The sequence below is a fragment of the Streptomyces sp. NPDC058751 genome (assembly GCF_042746485.1).
GTDB lineage: Bacteria > Actinomycetota > Actinomycetes > Streptomycetales > Streptomycetaceae > Streptomyces.
This window is the reverse complement of record NZ_JBHYPZ010000006.1, coordinates 203,414-216,518: the sequence shown is the minus strand read 5'-3', so window position 1 is coordinate 216,518 and position 13,105 is coordinate 203,414. Positions and strand designations below refer to the sequence as shown.

11 protein-coding genes are annotated in these 13,105 nt (G+C 73.5%); 5 read left to right on the top strand and 6 right to left on the bottom strand.

Annotation, left to right across the window (positions count from 1 at the left end; translation table 11 throughout):
* Positions 1–21: 21 nt before the first annotated feature.
* Both ACFW6B_RS08830 and ACFW6B_RS08825 read right to left on the bottom strand, forming a co-directional pair.
* Positions 22–420, bottom strand: a complete 399-nt coding sequence (locus ACFW6B_RS08830; protein ID WP_386593516.1) for a RidA family protein — start codon at positions 418–420, stop codon at positions 22–24.
* Positions 417–1,532 (bottom strand): acyl-CoA dehydrogenase family protein, encoded by a 1,116-nt coding sequence (locus ACFW6B_RS08825; RefSeq protein ID WP_386593514.1) that lies wholly within the window; start codon positions 1,530–1,532, stop codon positions 417–419. The genes ACFW6B_RS08830 and ACFW6B_RS08825 overlap by 4 nt, the downstream gene beginning before the upstream one ends.
* A 139-nt stretch (positions 1,533–1,671) precedes the next feature.
* Between ACFW6B_RS08825 and ACFW6B_RS08820 the strand changes: the two genes are divergently transcribed.
* Positions 1,672–3,408: an AMP-binding protein gene (locus tag ACFW6B_RS08820; RefSeq protein WP_386593512.1), complete on the top strand. Its 1,737-nt coding sequence runs from the start codon at positions 1,672–1,674 to the stop codon at positions 3,406–3,408.
* A 15-nt stretch (positions 3,409–3,423) separates the two neighbouring features.
* Positions 3,424–4,278 (top strand): PaaX family transcriptional regulator C-terminal domain-containing protein, encoded by an 855-nt coding sequence (locus ACFW6B_RS08815; RefSeq protein ID WP_386593510.1) that lies wholly within the window; start codon positions 3,424–3,426, stop codon positions 4,276–4,278.
* Here ACFW6B_RS08815 and ACFW6B_RS08810 read toward each other — a convergent pair.
* Positions 4,259–6,550, bottom strand: coding sequence for a bifunctional salicylyl-CoA 5-hydroxylase/oxidoreductase (locus tag ACFW6B_RS08810; protein ID WP_386593508.1), 2,292 nt, complete (start codon positions 6,548–6,550; stop codon positions 4,259–4,261). The genes ACFW6B_RS08815 and ACFW6B_RS08810 overlap by 20 nt on opposite strands.
* Before the next feature lie 7 nt (positions 6,551–6,557).
* Complete coding sequence (locus ACFW6B_RS08805; RefSeq protein ID WP_386593506.1) at positions 6,558–7,385, bottom strand: enoyl-CoA hydratase family protein; 828 nt, start codon at positions 7,383–7,385, stop codon at positions 6,558–6,560.
* 495 nt (positions 7,386–7,880) lie between these two features.
* Between ACFW6B_RS08805 and ACFW6B_RS08800 the strand changes: the two genes are divergently transcribed.
* Positions 7,881–8,321, top strand: a complete 441-nt coding sequence (locus tag ACFW6B_RS08800; protein WP_386593504.1) for an ATP-binding protein — start codon at positions 7,881–7,883, stop codon at positions 8,319–8,321.
* Between the two features lie 59 nt (positions 8,322–8,380).
* Here the strand turns inward: ACFW6B_RS08800 and argF are convergent, their stop codons facing one another.
* A complete protein-coding gene (gene argF / locus ACFW6B_RS08795) occupies positions 8,381–9,388 on the bottom strand; it encodes an ornithine carbamoyltransferase (protein ID WP_386593502.1) in 1,008 nt (335 codons plus the stop codon).
* Between the two features lie 131 nt (positions 9,389–9,519).
* Positions 9,520–10,743 carry an arginine deiminase gene (locus ACFW6B_RS08790; protein WP_386593500.1) on the bottom strand — a complete coding sequence of 408 codons (1,224 nt, stop codon included), beginning with the start codon at positions 10,741–10,743 and terminating at the stop codon, positions 9,520–9,522.
* 164 nt (positions 10,744–10,907) lie between these two features.
* Between ACFW6B_RS08790 and ACFW6B_RS08785 the strand changes: the two genes are divergently transcribed.
* A complete protein-coding gene (locus ACFW6B_RS08785; protein WP_386593498.1) occupies positions 10,908–11,987 on the top strand; it encodes an SPFH domain-containing protein in 1,080 nt (359 codons plus the stop codon).
* The gene (locus ACFW6B_RS08780) at positions 11,984–12,877 is read left to right on the top strand and encodes a hypothetical protein (RefSeq protein WP_386593496.1); all 894 of its coding nucleotides are present in this window, start codon (positions 11,984–11,986) and stop codon (positions 12,875–12,877) included. The genes ACFW6B_RS08785 and ACFW6B_RS08780 overlap by 4 nt, the downstream gene beginning before the upstream one ends.
* Positions 12,878–13,105 lie beyond the last annotated feature (228 nt).

Below are 13,105 nucleotides of genomic sequence, written 5' to 3'. Positions count from 1 at the left end.
ACTCCGCCCGCCCCGCGTGACCTACGCCAGCACGGCGAAGCCGTCGAGTTCGACCAGCGCCTGTTCGTCCCACAGGCGCACGGCGCCCACGACGGCCATCGCGGGGTAGTCGCGGCCCGCCGACCGGCGCCAGATGCCGCCCAGTTCGGCGGCGTGGGCGCGGTAGTCGGCGACGTCCACGGCGTAGACCGTGACCCGGGCGAGGTCGGCCGGAGTGCCGCCCGCCGCCCGCAGCGCGGCCAGCAGATTGGCCAGCGCTCGCTCGAACTGCTGCGGCAGGGTCTCCCCCACCACCTTTCCGTCCACGTCCAGCGCGGTCTGTCCGGCCAGGAAGACGACGCGGGAGCCGGTGGCGACGACGGCGTGGGAGAACCCGGTCGCCGGGGAGAGCCCGGCCGGGTTGACGCGCTCGACGGTCATACGCGGTACAACTCCTTGGCGATGATGGCCCGTTGGACCTCGCTGGCCCCCTCGTAGATGCGCGGCGCGCGCACCTCGCGGTAGAGGTGTTCGAGGAGGTGGCCCCGGCGCAGGGCGCGGGCTCCGTGCAGTTGGACGGCCGCGTCGACGACGTACTGGGCGGTCTCGGTCGCGAGGAGCTTCGCCATCGCCGACCGCCGGGGCACGTCCGCCGCCCCCGCGTCGTGGGCCGCCGCCGCCGCGTACACCATCAGCCGGGCCGCCTCGGTGCGCAGCGCCATCTCGGCGACCTGGTGGGCCACGGTCTGCAGGTCCTTCAGCGGGCCGCCGAACGCCTCGCGCCGTGCCGTGTGCGCGAGGGTGGCGTCGAGCGCGGCCTGCGCCATGCCGACGGCGAAGGCGCCCACGCTCGGCCGGAAGAGGTTGAGGGTGCCCATGGCGACCCGGAACCCGTGGCCGGGTTCGCCGAGGACGTCGTCCGCCCTGACGGGTACGGCGTCGAAGGCGAGGGTGCCGATGGGGTGAGGGGAGAGCATGTCGAGCGGGGTGCCGGTGAGGCCGGGGCGGTCGGCGGGGACGAGGAAGGCGGTGACTCCGCGGGCTCCGGCGCCGGGACCGGTGCGCGCGAAGACGGTGTAGAGGTCGGCCCCGGGGGCGTTGGAGATCCAGCACTTCTCGCCGGTGAGCCGCCAGCCGCCGGTGCCGTCCCCGTCCGCCCGCAGCGCCAGCGCGGCGGCGTCCGAGCCCGCGCCGGGCTCGCTCAGCGCGAAGGCCGCCACGGCCGTGCCGTCCGTGACCCGGGGCAGCCAGTGTCCGCGCTGGGCCTCGGTGCCGTGGGCGTGGACGGGGTGGGCGCCGAGTCCCTGGAGGGCCAGCGCCGTCTCCGCCTCGGTACAGACCTGGGCCAGCGACTCGCGCATGAGGCAGAGGTCGAGGGCGCCGGAGGCGAAGAGGCGGGAGAGGAGGCCGAGCCGGCCGAGTTCGGCGACGAGCGGCCGGTTGACATGGCCCGGCTCACCCTTGTCGGCCAGGGGACGCAGATGTCCGTCGGCCAGCGCGCGCAGCTCGGCACACCAGGCGGTCTGCCCCGGTTCGAGCGAGAATGCGGTCATTGCCCGTCCTCTCTCCCCATCGGACGCCACTCACGCTATCGCGAACCGTTGACTGTCGTCACCAACACGATACGCTCCTTGTGCGAGCCCACCACGACGCCCACCGAGGCAGCCCACCAAGGCAAGGGGGCGAGACGCCATGGACCTTGTGGATCCCCTGGATCCCGCAGGCACACCGGGGCCGGCACGCTCGGCCCACGTCGACACCTTCGCGCGCGACCACCTCCCGCCCCCCGGGCAGTGGCCCGGACTCCGCTTCGACCTGCCCGAGCTGCGCTATCCCGACCGGCTCAACTGTGCCGCCGAGCTCCTCGCGGACACCGCCCCCGGGCGCCCGGCGTTCCGCACGCCGTCCGGCGCGCCGTGGACGTACGGACAGCTCCGCGCCCGTGTCGACCGGATCGCCCACGTGCTGACCGGCGAGCTGGGCGTCGTGCCGGGCAACCGGGTGCTGCTGCGCGGTCCGACCACACCGTGGCTGGCGGCCTGCTGGCTGGCGGTGCTGAAGGCGGGCGCGGTCGCCGTCACGGTGCTCGCGCAGCAGCGGCCGCACGAACTGGGCACGATGTGCTCGATCGCGCGGGTGAGCCACGCCCTGTGCGACGTCCGCTCGGTCGACGACCTGGCCAAGGCGGAGGTGCCGGGGCTGCGGGTCACGACGTACGGCGGTGACGCGCCCGACGACCTGCTGCTGCGGATCACCGGCGCCCCCGGCGAGCCCTTCGACGCGGCGGACACGGCCGCCGACGACGTGGCGCTGATCGCGTTCACCTCGGGCACCACCGGCAGGCCCAAGGGCTGCATGCACTTCCACCGCGACGTGCTGGCGATCGCGGACACGTTCTCGAAGCACGTGCTGCGGCCGCGCGAGGACGACGTCTTCGCGGGCAGCCCTCCCCTGGGTTTCACGTTCGGGCTCGGCGGTCTCGTGGTCTTCCCGCTGCGCGCCGGTGCCTGCTCCCTGCTGCTCGAACAGGCGGGCCCCACACAGCTGTTGCCCGCGATCGCCGAGCACCGGGTCTCCGTTCTGTTCACCGCGCCGACCGCCTACCGGGCGATGCTGGCGGAACCGGCGGGGCCGGACGGGCACGACATCGGGTCGCTGCGGCGCTGCGTGTCGGCCGGCGAGAACCTTCCCGCGGCGACCTGGCGGGACTGGCGGGCGCGCACCGGGCTCGGCATCATCAACGGCATCGGCGCCACCGAGCTGCTGCACATCTTCATCTCCGCCGCCGACGACGACATCCGCCCGGGCGCGACGGGCGTGCCCGTGCCGGGCTGGCAGGCGCGGGTGGTCGACGACGGGGGGACGCCGGTGCCGGACGGCGAACCGGGCCTGCTCGCCGTGCGCGGTCCGGTCGGCTGCCGGTACCTCGCCGATCCCCGGCAGCGGGAGTACGTGCGCGACGGCTGGAACATCACCGGCGACACCTACGTGCGCGACCCCGACGGCTACTTCCGCTACGTGGCCCGCGCCGACGACATGATCATCTCGGCGGGGTACAACATCGCGGGCCCCGAGGTCGAGGAGGCGCTGCTGCGGCACCCGGACGTCCTGGAGACGGCCGTCGTCGGGCGGCCCGACGAGGCGCGCGGGCAGGTCGTGGTGGCCTACACCGTGCTCAGGGAGGGCGGCCGCCGGGACGCCGAGGCGCTGCGCGCCTTCCTCAAGTCCGAGCTGGCGCCGTACAAGTGCCCCCGCGAGATCGTCTTCCTGGACGCGCTGCCGCGGACCGCCACGGGCAAGCTCCAGCGGTTCAGACTGCGGGAGGAGGACCGTTCCGCCGGTGGTACCGTCACCCCGCCGGCGGCTGTCCCGCGGGAGCCGGCCTCCTCGGCCGAGGGCGGCCCGGCCGCCGACGGCGATTCCAAGTGATCTTCGCGCACTAGAGTGATCAACGTGTCAGAGCACCACGCCCCCCGGTCCCTCATCGTCACTTTCTACGGCGCCTACGGCCGCTTCACGCCCGGCCCGGTGCCGGTGGCCGAGCTGATCCGGCTCCTCGCCGCGGTCGGCGTGGACGCGCCCTCGGTGCGTTCGTCGGTGTCCCGGCTCAAGCGCCGCGGACTGCTGGAGCCGGCACGCACCGCGGCGGGCGCGGCCGGGTACGCGTTGTCGCCCGACGCGCGGCAGTTGCTGGAGGACGGCGACCGCAGGGTGTACGCGACGGCGCCCCCCGAGGACGGCGGCTGGGTGCTCGCCGTGTTCTCCGTGCCCGAGTCGGAGCGGCAGAAGCGGCACGTCCTGCGCTCGCGGCTGGCGGGCCTCGGTTTCGGCACGGCCGCCCCCGGTGTGTGGATCGCCCCGGCACGGCTGTACGAGGAGACCCGGCACACCCTGGAACGGCTGCGGCTCGACGGGTACGTGGAGCTGTTCCGGGGCGAGCACCTGGGGTTCGCCGGGACGGCGGACGCGGTGGCGCGCTGGTGGGACCTGACCGCGATCGCCAAGGAGCACGAGGCGTTCCTCGGCCGGCACGCCCGGGTGCTGCACACGTGGGAGGAGCGGACGGACACCCCGCCCGACGAGGCGTACCGCGACTATCTGCTCGCCCTCGACTCCTGGCGCCATCTCCCCTACACCGACCCGGGACTGCCCGCGGCCCTGCTCCCCGGCGACTGGCCCGGCGCCCGCTCGGCCGCCGTCTTCCGGGCGCTGCACGAGCGACTGCGGGACGCGGGCGCGGAGTTCGCCGGGGTGCCTCCGTGGCCGGGGCACCCGGACGCTACCGGGTACCCAGGGTGAGCCGGGGTCTGGGGGCGTCGGTGCGGCCGGTCCGGGGAGGGCGGCTGCCCGCGCGGTAGGGCGCCGGCCAGACGGCGCCCGGCCCTTCGTAGCCCTGCTCGGCCGCCGCGTGCAGCGTCCAGTTCGGGTCGTACAGGTGCGGCCTGGCGAGCGCGCACAGGTCGGTCCGCCCGGCCAGGATCAGGGAGTTGACGTCGTCCCAGGACGAGATCGCGCCGACGGCGATCACCGGGATCCCGGTCTCGTGGCGGATCCGGTCCGCGTACGGCGTCTGGTACGAGCGGCCGTACTCGGGGTGTTCGTCCGCCACCACCTGGCCGGTCGACACGTCCACGGCGTCGGCGCCGTGCGCGGCGAAGGCCCGGGCGATCGCGACCGCGTCGTCCCCGGTGGTGCCGCCGTCGGCCCAGTCGGTGGCGGAGATGCGCACGGTCATCGGGCGTTCGGCGGGCCACGCCGCCCGCATCGCGTCGAACACCTCCAGCGGGAAGCGCAGCCGCTTCTCCAGCGATCCGCCGTACGCGTCGGTGCGCCGGTTGGTCAGCGGGGAGAGGAAGCCGGAGAGCAGGTAGCCGTGGGCGCAGTGCAGTTCGAGGAGGTCGAAGCCGCAGCGGGCACCACGGCAGGCGGCCGCGGTGAACTGCTCGCGCAGATCGGTGAGCTGGGCGCGCGAGAGCTCGCGGGGTGTCTGACTGCCCGGCTTGTACGGGATCGGGGAGGCGGCCACGAGCGGCCAGTTGCCGTCCGGCAGGGGTTCGTCGATGCCCTCCCACATCAGCCGTGTCGAGCCCTTGCGGCCGGCGTGGCCGAGCTGGAGGCCGATCGCGGTGCCCGGCGCCTGACGGTGTGTGAAGTCCACGATCCGCCGCCAGGAATCGGCCTGCCGGCCGGTGTAGAGGCCCGCGCATCCGGGGGTGATGCGCCCCTCCGCGCTGACGCACACCATCTCGGTCATCACCAGTCCCGCACCGCCCAGGGCCCGCGCGCCCAGGTGGACGAGGTGGAAGTCGCCGGGGACCCCGTCCACGGCCGAGTACATGTCCATCGGGGAGACGACGACCCGGTTGCGCAGGGTCAGTCCGCGCAGCCGCAGCGGGGTGAACATCGGCGGGGTGCCGGGCGGGCAGCGGAACTCGCGCTCGACCGCGGCCACGAAGCGGGGATCGCGCAGCCGCAGGTTGTCGTGCGTGACCCGGCGGCTGCGGGTGAGCAGGTTGAACGCGAACTGCCGGGCGGGCTGGCCGAGATGGCGGCCGAGGTCCTCGAACCATTCGAGGCTGGCACGGGCGGCCCGCTGGGTGGAGGCGACGACCGGGCGCCGTTCCTCCTCGTAGGCCGCCAACGCCTCGGCCGTCGAGGGCTGTTCCTCCAGACAGGCGGCCAGCGCGAGCGCGTCCTCGACGGCGAGCTTGGTCCCGGAGCCGATGGAGAAGTGCGCGGTGTGCGCGGCGTCGCCGAGCAGGACCAGATTGCCGTGCGACCAGCGTTCGTTGACGATCGTGCGGAAGCGCGTCCACGTCGAGTTGCCGGAGCGCAGCGGGCGTCCGCCGAGCGCGTCCGCGAAGATCTTGCCGCACCGTTCGACGGACTCCGCCTCGCCGAGGTCCGCGAACCCCGAGGCGCGCCAGACCTCTTCGCGCATCTCGACGATGACGGTGGAGGCGTCGGCCGAGTACGGGTAGCCGTGCAGCTGCATCACGCCGTGTTCGGTCTCGGCGATCTCGAAGCGGAAGGCGTCGAAGGCGAAGTCGGCGGCGAGCCAGATGTAGCGGCAGCGGTGTTCCTCCGCCGAGGGGCGGAACACCTCCGCGTGGGCCGCGCGGGTGAGGCTGTGCACGCCGTCGGCGGCGACGACGAGGTCGCAGGCCGCCATGAGTTCGTCCACGGGCGGGGCCTCGGTGGTGAAGCGCAGGTCGACGCCGAGCGAGCGGCAGCGTTCGTGCAGGATCTCCAGGAGCCGGTGCCGTCCGAGCGCGGCGAAGCCGTGGCCGCCGGAGGTGTGCCGCACTCCGCGGCGCACGACGTGGATGTCGTCCCAGCGGACGAACTCGGCCCGGAGCGCGGCGTACACGACCGGGTCGGCGTGCTCGATGCCGCCGAGGGTCTCGTCGGACAGGACGACGCCGAAGCCGAAGGTGTCGTCGGGCGCGTTGCGTTCCCAGACGGTGATCTCGCGGTCCGGGTCCAGGCGTTTGAGGAGGGCCGCGGCGTAGAGTCCGCCGGGGCCTCCGCCGATCACCGCGACACGCTTCGCGCCGGACCTCCCGCTCATCCCGGACTCACCTCCCCCGCCACTTCGGGGCCCGCTTCTCGGTGAAGGCGGCGTGGAACTCGGTGTAGTCCTCGCCGTTCATGAGCAGGGCCTGGGTCGCGGCGTCCAGTTCGACGGCGGCCGCGAGCGGCATGTCCAGTTCGGCGGTGAGCAGTGCCTTGGTCTGGGCGTGCGCCAGGGCCGGGCCGTCGGCGAGACGGCGGGCCAGCGCCTGGGCGGCCTCGTCGGCGTGCCCCTCGTCGGTGAGCTGGCTGATCAGCCCGATGCGTTCGGCCTCGGGCGCCCGCACCGGTTCGCCGAGCATCAGCAGCCGGGTCGCGTGGCCGAGCCCGACCACCCGGGGCAGCAGGTAGGCCGCGCCCATGTCGCCCCCGGACAGCCCGACCCGGGTGAACAGGAAGGCGAAGCGGGCGCTCGGGTCGGCCACCCGGAAGTCCGCGGCGAGCGCCAGCACGGCTCCGGCGCCGGCCGCCACCCCGTGCACCGCGGCGACGACCGGGAACGGGCATTCCCGTACGGCGCGGACGACCTGACCGGTCATGCGGTTGAAGTCGAGGAGCTGGGCGGTGTCCATGGAGAGGGTCGCGCCGATGATCTCGTCGACGTCGCCGCCGGAGCAGAACCCGCGGCCCTCGCCGGCGAGCACCAGGGCGCGCACGGACCGCTCGCGGGACAGCTCGGCGAGCAGGTCGCGCAGGTCGGCGTAGGCACCGAAGGTGAGGGCGTTCAGTTTCTCGGGGCGGGCCAGGGTGACCGTGGCGACGCCGTCGGTGAGCTCGTACCTCAGATGCCGCCAGTCGGCGGTGCGGCCGGCGGAGCCGGTGAAGGGACTCATGGCGGGCGGCCTCCTAGGGCGGGGGCGACGCTGTACGGCTGTCCCTCCAAGTTATCACTCATTCGTGACCGTCGTCACGAGTGCGCGATAGGACGATCGCCGGGCGGGAGGCGGCTCCGCGTCCCGCCGGGGCGGCCGGGCGGACGCGGGATCGTGACGTGACGTGGCGCCGCGGGTACGAGCCGTGAAGGGTGGGCCGCGCGCGGCGCGGCAGCGGCCTCAGGTCGTGAACGGGAGGACGGCGCGGGGGCCGCGGTCCGTCACGACGTCACGGGCTCTCGTCAGCCGTGTAACGGCCGGTCCGGACAGGGGAGGAGGACCGTTCGTCCGGGTACACAGCCGTCATCGGACCAAATGTCCCGGGAAGAGGCCCCGCCTCGGCCGGGGACACATCGGCCGATGTCCCGAGAAAGTCCGCCGAGCACGTTCACGTGATGGCGCCGTACCATTCCTTAGGTTGCATGCAGGACAGCCTGCTCCACGAACGGACCCGCCTTGCACGACACCCCAGTACCCGCCTTCTGGCGCATCGCCCTGCCGCACACCTTCGCGGCCGTGCCGGTGGCCCGCGCCCTGGTCCGCAGGGCACTCTCGGAACGGGAGCACGCGGCCGACAGCGACACCGCCGAGCTGCTCACCGCCGAACTGGTCGCCAACGCCGTCGAGCACACCGCGGGCGACGGACCGATAGAGCTGGTCGTGGAGCTGATGCCGACCGGCTGCCGGGTCGAGGTGCACGACCCGGACCCCGTGCCGCCCCTCGACCTCACGCTGCCGCACCCGCCCGGCGAGCCGGACCCCTGGCAGGAGCACGGGCGCGGCCTGCTGCTGCTCCGCGCCCTCAGCTCGGCCTGCGGACACCGCCCCACCGACTCCGGCAAGGCGGTCTGGTTCAGGCTGCCCGTGATCCCCGCCCAGCGGCGCCCGGCGCTGTAGCGGGACGATCCAGGAACCAGGGCCCCGGACTCAGGCGTCCCGGGCCCAGAGCCCAGAGCTCAAGCCAGCGTGGCGACCATGATCGCCTTGATGGTGTGCAACCGGTTCTCGGCCTGGTCGAACACGATGGAGTGCTCCGACTCGAAGACCTCGTCGGTGACCTCCAGCGAGTCGAGTCCGTACACCTCGTACAGCTCGCGGCCGACCCGGGTGCCGAGGTCGTGGAAGGCCGGCAGGCAGTGCAGGAACCTGACGTCCGGGTTCCCGGTGGCACGCAGCACGTCCATGGTCACGGCGTACGGGACGAGGGCGCCGATGCGCTCGGCCCACACCTCCTTGGGCTCCCCCATGGAGACCCAGACGTCGGTGGCGACGAAGTCGGCGCCCCGGACGCCCTCGGCCACGTCCTCGGTGAGGGTGACGGAGCCACCGCTCTTCACGGCGAGCTCGCGGGCCCGCGCGACGATCCCGTCGGCCGGCCAGTAGGCCTTCGGGGCCACGATCCGCACGTCCATGCCGAGCAGCGCGCCGGTGATCACGTACGAGTTGCCCATGTTGAAACGGGCGTCGCCCAGATAGGCGAAGGCGGTCTCGCCGATCGGCTTCGCGCAGTGCTCGGTCATCGTGAGGACGTCGGCCAGCATCTGGGTGGGGTGCCACTCGTCGGTGAGGCCGTTGTAGACCGGCACTCCGGCGTGGGCGGCCAGCTCCTCCACCGTGGCCTGGCCGTCGCCGCGGTACTCGATCGCGTCGAACATCCGGCCGAGCACCCGGGCGGTGTCCCTCACGGACTCCTTGTGGCCGATCTGCGAGCCGGCCGGGTCCAGATACGTCGTCGAGGCGCCCTGGTCCGCGGCCGCGACCTCGAAGGCGCAGCGGGTGCGCGTCGAGGTCTTCTCGAAGATCAGCGCGATGTTCCTGCCCTGGAGGTACCGGGTCTCCGCCCCGGCCCTCTTGGCCGCCTTGAGTCCGGCCGCCAGCTCGACCAGGCCGAGGAACTCCTCCTCCGTGAAGTCCAGCTCCTTGAGGAAGTGACGGCCGGCGAGGGCTGTCGGGACTGTCGCCATGGGGGCGCTCCAGGGATGACGGGGACGAGGACGGGACCGGACGCCTGGAATTCTATACGACGCCCAGCATTTATATGCGGCCGGTCGTTCGACTCCGCGCGACGGCCCCGCCCATCGGCCCGCACGGGCCCCTACACGGGGTCCCGCACGACGGGACAGCTCATGCAGCGGGGGCCGCCCCGGCCCCTGCCCAGCTCGCTGCCCGGGATCTCGATCACCTCTATGCCCTGCTTGCGCAGATGGGTGTTGGTGGTGGCGTTGCGCTCGTAGGCGATGACGACACCCGGCTCGACGGCGAGGACGTTGCAGCCGTCGTCCCACTGCTCCCGCTCGGCCGCGTGCACGTCCTGCGTGGCGGTCAGGACCCGGATCTCGTTCAGGCCGAGCGCCGCGGCGATGGCGCGGTGCATGTGCTCCGGGGGATGGTCGGTGACCTTCAGTTCCTTGTCCCCGACGCCCGGCTCGATGGTGTACGAGCGGAGCATGCCGAGCCCGGCGTACTGCGTGAAGATGTCGCCGTCGACCATCGTCATCACGGTGTCGAGATGCATGAGCGCACGCCGCTTGGGCATGTCGAGCGCCACGATGGTGCGGGCCGAGCCGGCCGCGAACAGCTTGTGGGCGAGCATCTCGACGGCCTGGGGCGTCGTCCGCTCGCTCATTCCGATGAGCACCGCGCCGTTGCCGATGACGAGGACGTCACCGCCCTCGATGGTGGACGGGTAGTCCGCCTGGCCCTCCGACCAGAGGTTGAAGCCCTCCCCGCGGAACAGCGGGTGGTGCCGGTAGATCGCCTCGAAGTGCACGGTCTCGCGCTGCCGGGCCGGCCAGCGCATGGCGTTGATGGAGACCCCGTCGTAGATCCAGGCGGAGGTGTCGCGGGTGAAGAGGTGGTTGGGCAGCGGGCGCAGGAGGAAGTCGTCGAGGTCCATGACGTGGAAGCGCACGGAGGTGGGCTCCGCGTGCGCCTCCAGGAACTCGCGCTTGGTCATGCCGCCGACGAGCGCGGACGCCAGTTCCGGGGCGGGCATGGCCTCGAAGGCGGCCCGGAGGTGGTCGGTGGCGAGCGGCCCGTACTCCTTCTCGTCGAAGACCCGGTCCAGGACGAGCGACCTGGCCTCCCCCGCCGCCAGCGTCTCGGCGAGCAGGTCGCCGAAGAGGTGGACGGTGACCCCACGGTCGCGCAGCACGTCGGCGAACCCGTCGTGTTCGGCGCGTGCCCGGCGCACCCACAGCACGTCGTCGAAGAGGAGCGCGTCCTTGTTGCTGGGGGTGAGCCTTTTGAGCTCGAGATCGGGCCGGTGCAGGATGACGCGGCGCAGCCGCCCGGCCTCGGAGTCGACGTGGAATCCCATGCCTCCATCCTGACCATCCGGACGCGTGTTCACCCGTGGATCGCCCGAGCCGCACCGCATTCATTTCGTCCCCTTGACGATAAGCGGGTGGATTCGTTATCGTCTCAGTGACGACAATAAAGGACGCGGTACCGCCGGGACCGTCCGGCGGCGAGGGGGTACTCATGGCCGACATCACGCGACGCCTCGGCTGGCGGCATCTGCGCGGGGCGCCCACCGCCCACATCCGGCACCACAGGTCGGGGCAACTGGTCCACGACGGCCCCGGGCTCAGCTTCTGGTACCGCTCGCTGACCGCGGCACTCTCCGAAGTGCCCGTCGACGACCGCGAGCTGGCGATGACCTTCCACGCCCGTACGTCCGACTTCCAGGACGTCGCGGTACAGGCGACCGTGACCTACCGGATCAGCGACCCCGCGGTGGCGGCCGCCCGCATCGACTTCTCCATAGACCCCGACTCCGGCGCCTGGCGCGGCGCACCGCTGGAGCAGCTCGGCTCGCTGCTGACCGAGACGGCCCAGCAGCACGCGCTCGACGTGCTGGCCCGCACCTCGCTGGCGTCCGCCCTGGTCGACGGCGTCGCGGCGGTACGGGAGCGGATCGCGGACGGCCTCGCCGCCGAACCCCGGCTGCCCGCCACCGGCATCGAGGTGGTCGCGGTGCGGGTCGTCGCGCTGCGCCCGGAGCCCGAGGTGGAGCGGGCGCTGCGCACCCCCGCCCGCGAGCAGATCCAGCAGGACGCGGACAAGGCCACGTACGAGCGCCGGGCGGTCGCCGTCGAGCGGGAGCGTGCCATCGCCGAGAACGAACTCGCCAGCCGGATCGAACTCGCCCGGCGCGAGGAGCGGTTGGTCGAGCAGCAGGGCACGAACGCCCGCCGCGAGGCGGAGGAGCACGCGGCGGCGGACGCGGTGCGCGCCGGGGCCGAGGCGGCCCGCACGGTCCGGCTGGCCGAGGCGGAGGCCGCCCGGTCGCTGCGGCTCGCCGAGGCGGAGGCCACGCGCAAGGTGCGGCTCGCCGGGGCCGAGGCGCAGGCGGCGCGCGAGGTCGGAGCGGCGCGGGCCGAGGCGCAGGCGGCCTGGCTGCGGGTCCACGGCGACGTCGACGTCGCCGTGCTGCACGCGCTGACCGGCAGCCGGCTCGCCGAGAACCTGCCGCGGATCGAGAACCTCACGCTCTCGCCCGACGTCCTCACCGGACTGCTCGCCAAGCTCGGCAACGGGACCGCCGGAGACCCGGCGTGAGTCTCGCGCCCCGGGCCGTCCTCGTCCACCGGACCACGGAGTACGAGGAGCTGACGGCCCGGCACGGCACGCACGGGCAGGCGGCGTTCTTCCTGTCCTCGCGCGGCCGGGACATCGCGGAGGTCGCGGAGCGGCACCGGCGGGCCCGCGAGGCGCTCGCCGAGGTCGTGTCGGCCATTCCACTGACCTGGCGTCAGGCCCGGGTCGAGCGGGCCGACCTGGACCGGTTCCTGTTCGCGCCGGAGGACGTGGTGGTCGTGGTCGGCCAGGACGGGCTGGTCGCCAACGTCGCCAAGTACCTGTCGGGACAGCCCGTGGTGGGGATCGACGCCGACCCCGGACGCAATCCGGGTGTGCTGGTGCGGCACCGGCCCGGGGACGCGGGCGCGCTGCTCGCCTCGGCGCACGGGAGCGGGGCCGACGAGCTGACCATGGTCGAGGCGGTCGCCGACGACACGCAGCGGCTGGTCGCGCTCAACGAGATCTACCTCGGAGCCGCGGGCCACCAGACGGCCCGCTACCGGCTGGGGCTCGACGAGTACGGGGGTGCCGTCGAGCCCCAGGCGTCCTCCGGGGTGCTGGTGGGGACCGGGACCGGGGCCACCGGCTGGCTCCGCTCGGTGTGGCAGGAGCGGGGTGAGCGGCTGCCGTTGCCGGGGCCCAAGGACGAGCGGCTGCTCTGGTTCGTCCGCGAGGCCTGGCCCTCGCCGGCCACGGGCACCTCGCTCGTGGCCGGCGAGCTCACCGGGTCCGGACGGCTGTCCCTCACGGTGGAGTCGGACCGGCTCGTCGTGTTCGGGGACGGGATGGAGGGGGATGCGGTGGAGCTTGCCTGGGGACAGACGGTGCACGTGGGGGTGGCGGGGGTTCGGCTCCGCCTGGTCGGCTAGGTTCGCTTCGCTCCCTCGCCGACCGGTGGCGCCGGGCCCCCGCCGGCCCCGGCGCCCCGGACCGGGCTTTTCCCGGCCGGGGCCGACCGGGTGCCCCCGGTCGGGGGCCTTTTCGGCTGCGGCCCCGGTGGGGGCTGATCGCGCAGTTCCCCGCGCCCCTTCCGGGGCGCCCCACCTGGGCCGGCGACTACCGGTCCCGGTGGGTCCAGGATTCGGCTGCTGGCCCGG

Excerpts from the sequence above, each read along its gene's own strand:
- ACFW6B_RS08810 (WP_386593508.1), bottom strand. The coding sequence starts at position 6,550 with ATGAGCGGGAGGTCCGGCGCGAAGCGTGTCGCGGTGATCGGCGGAGGC.
- ACFW6B_RS08830 (WP_386593516.1), bottom strand. The coding sequence starts at position 420 with ATGACCGTCGAGCGCGTCAACCCGGCCGGGCTCTCCCCGGCGACCGGG.
- argF (WP_386593502.1), bottom strand. The coding sequence starts at position 9,388 with ATGGCGACAGTCCCGACAGCCCTCGCCGGCCGTCACTTCCTCAAGGAG.
- ACFW6B_RS08825 (WP_386593514.1), bottom strand. The coding sequence starts at position 1,532 with ATGACCGCATTCTCGCTCGAACCGGGGCAGACCGCCTGGTGTGCCGAG.
- ACFW6B_RS08805 (WP_386593506.1), bottom strand. The coding sequence starts at position 7,385 with ATGAGTCCCTTCACCGGCTCCGCCGGCCGCACCGCCGACTGGCGGCAT.
- ACFW6B_RS08820 (WP_386593512.1), top strand. The coding sequence starts at position 1,672 with ATGGACCTTGTGGATCCCCTGGATCCCGCAGGCACACCGGGGCCGGCA.
- ACFW6B_RS08790 (WP_386593500.1), bottom strand. The coding sequence starts at position 10,743 with ATGGGATTCCACGTCGACTCCGAGGCCGGGCGGCTGCGCCGCGTCATC.
- ACFW6B_RS08785 (WP_386593498.1), top strand. The coding sequence starts at position 10,908 with ATGGCCGACATCACGCGACGCCTCGGCTGGCGGCATCTGCGCGGGGCG.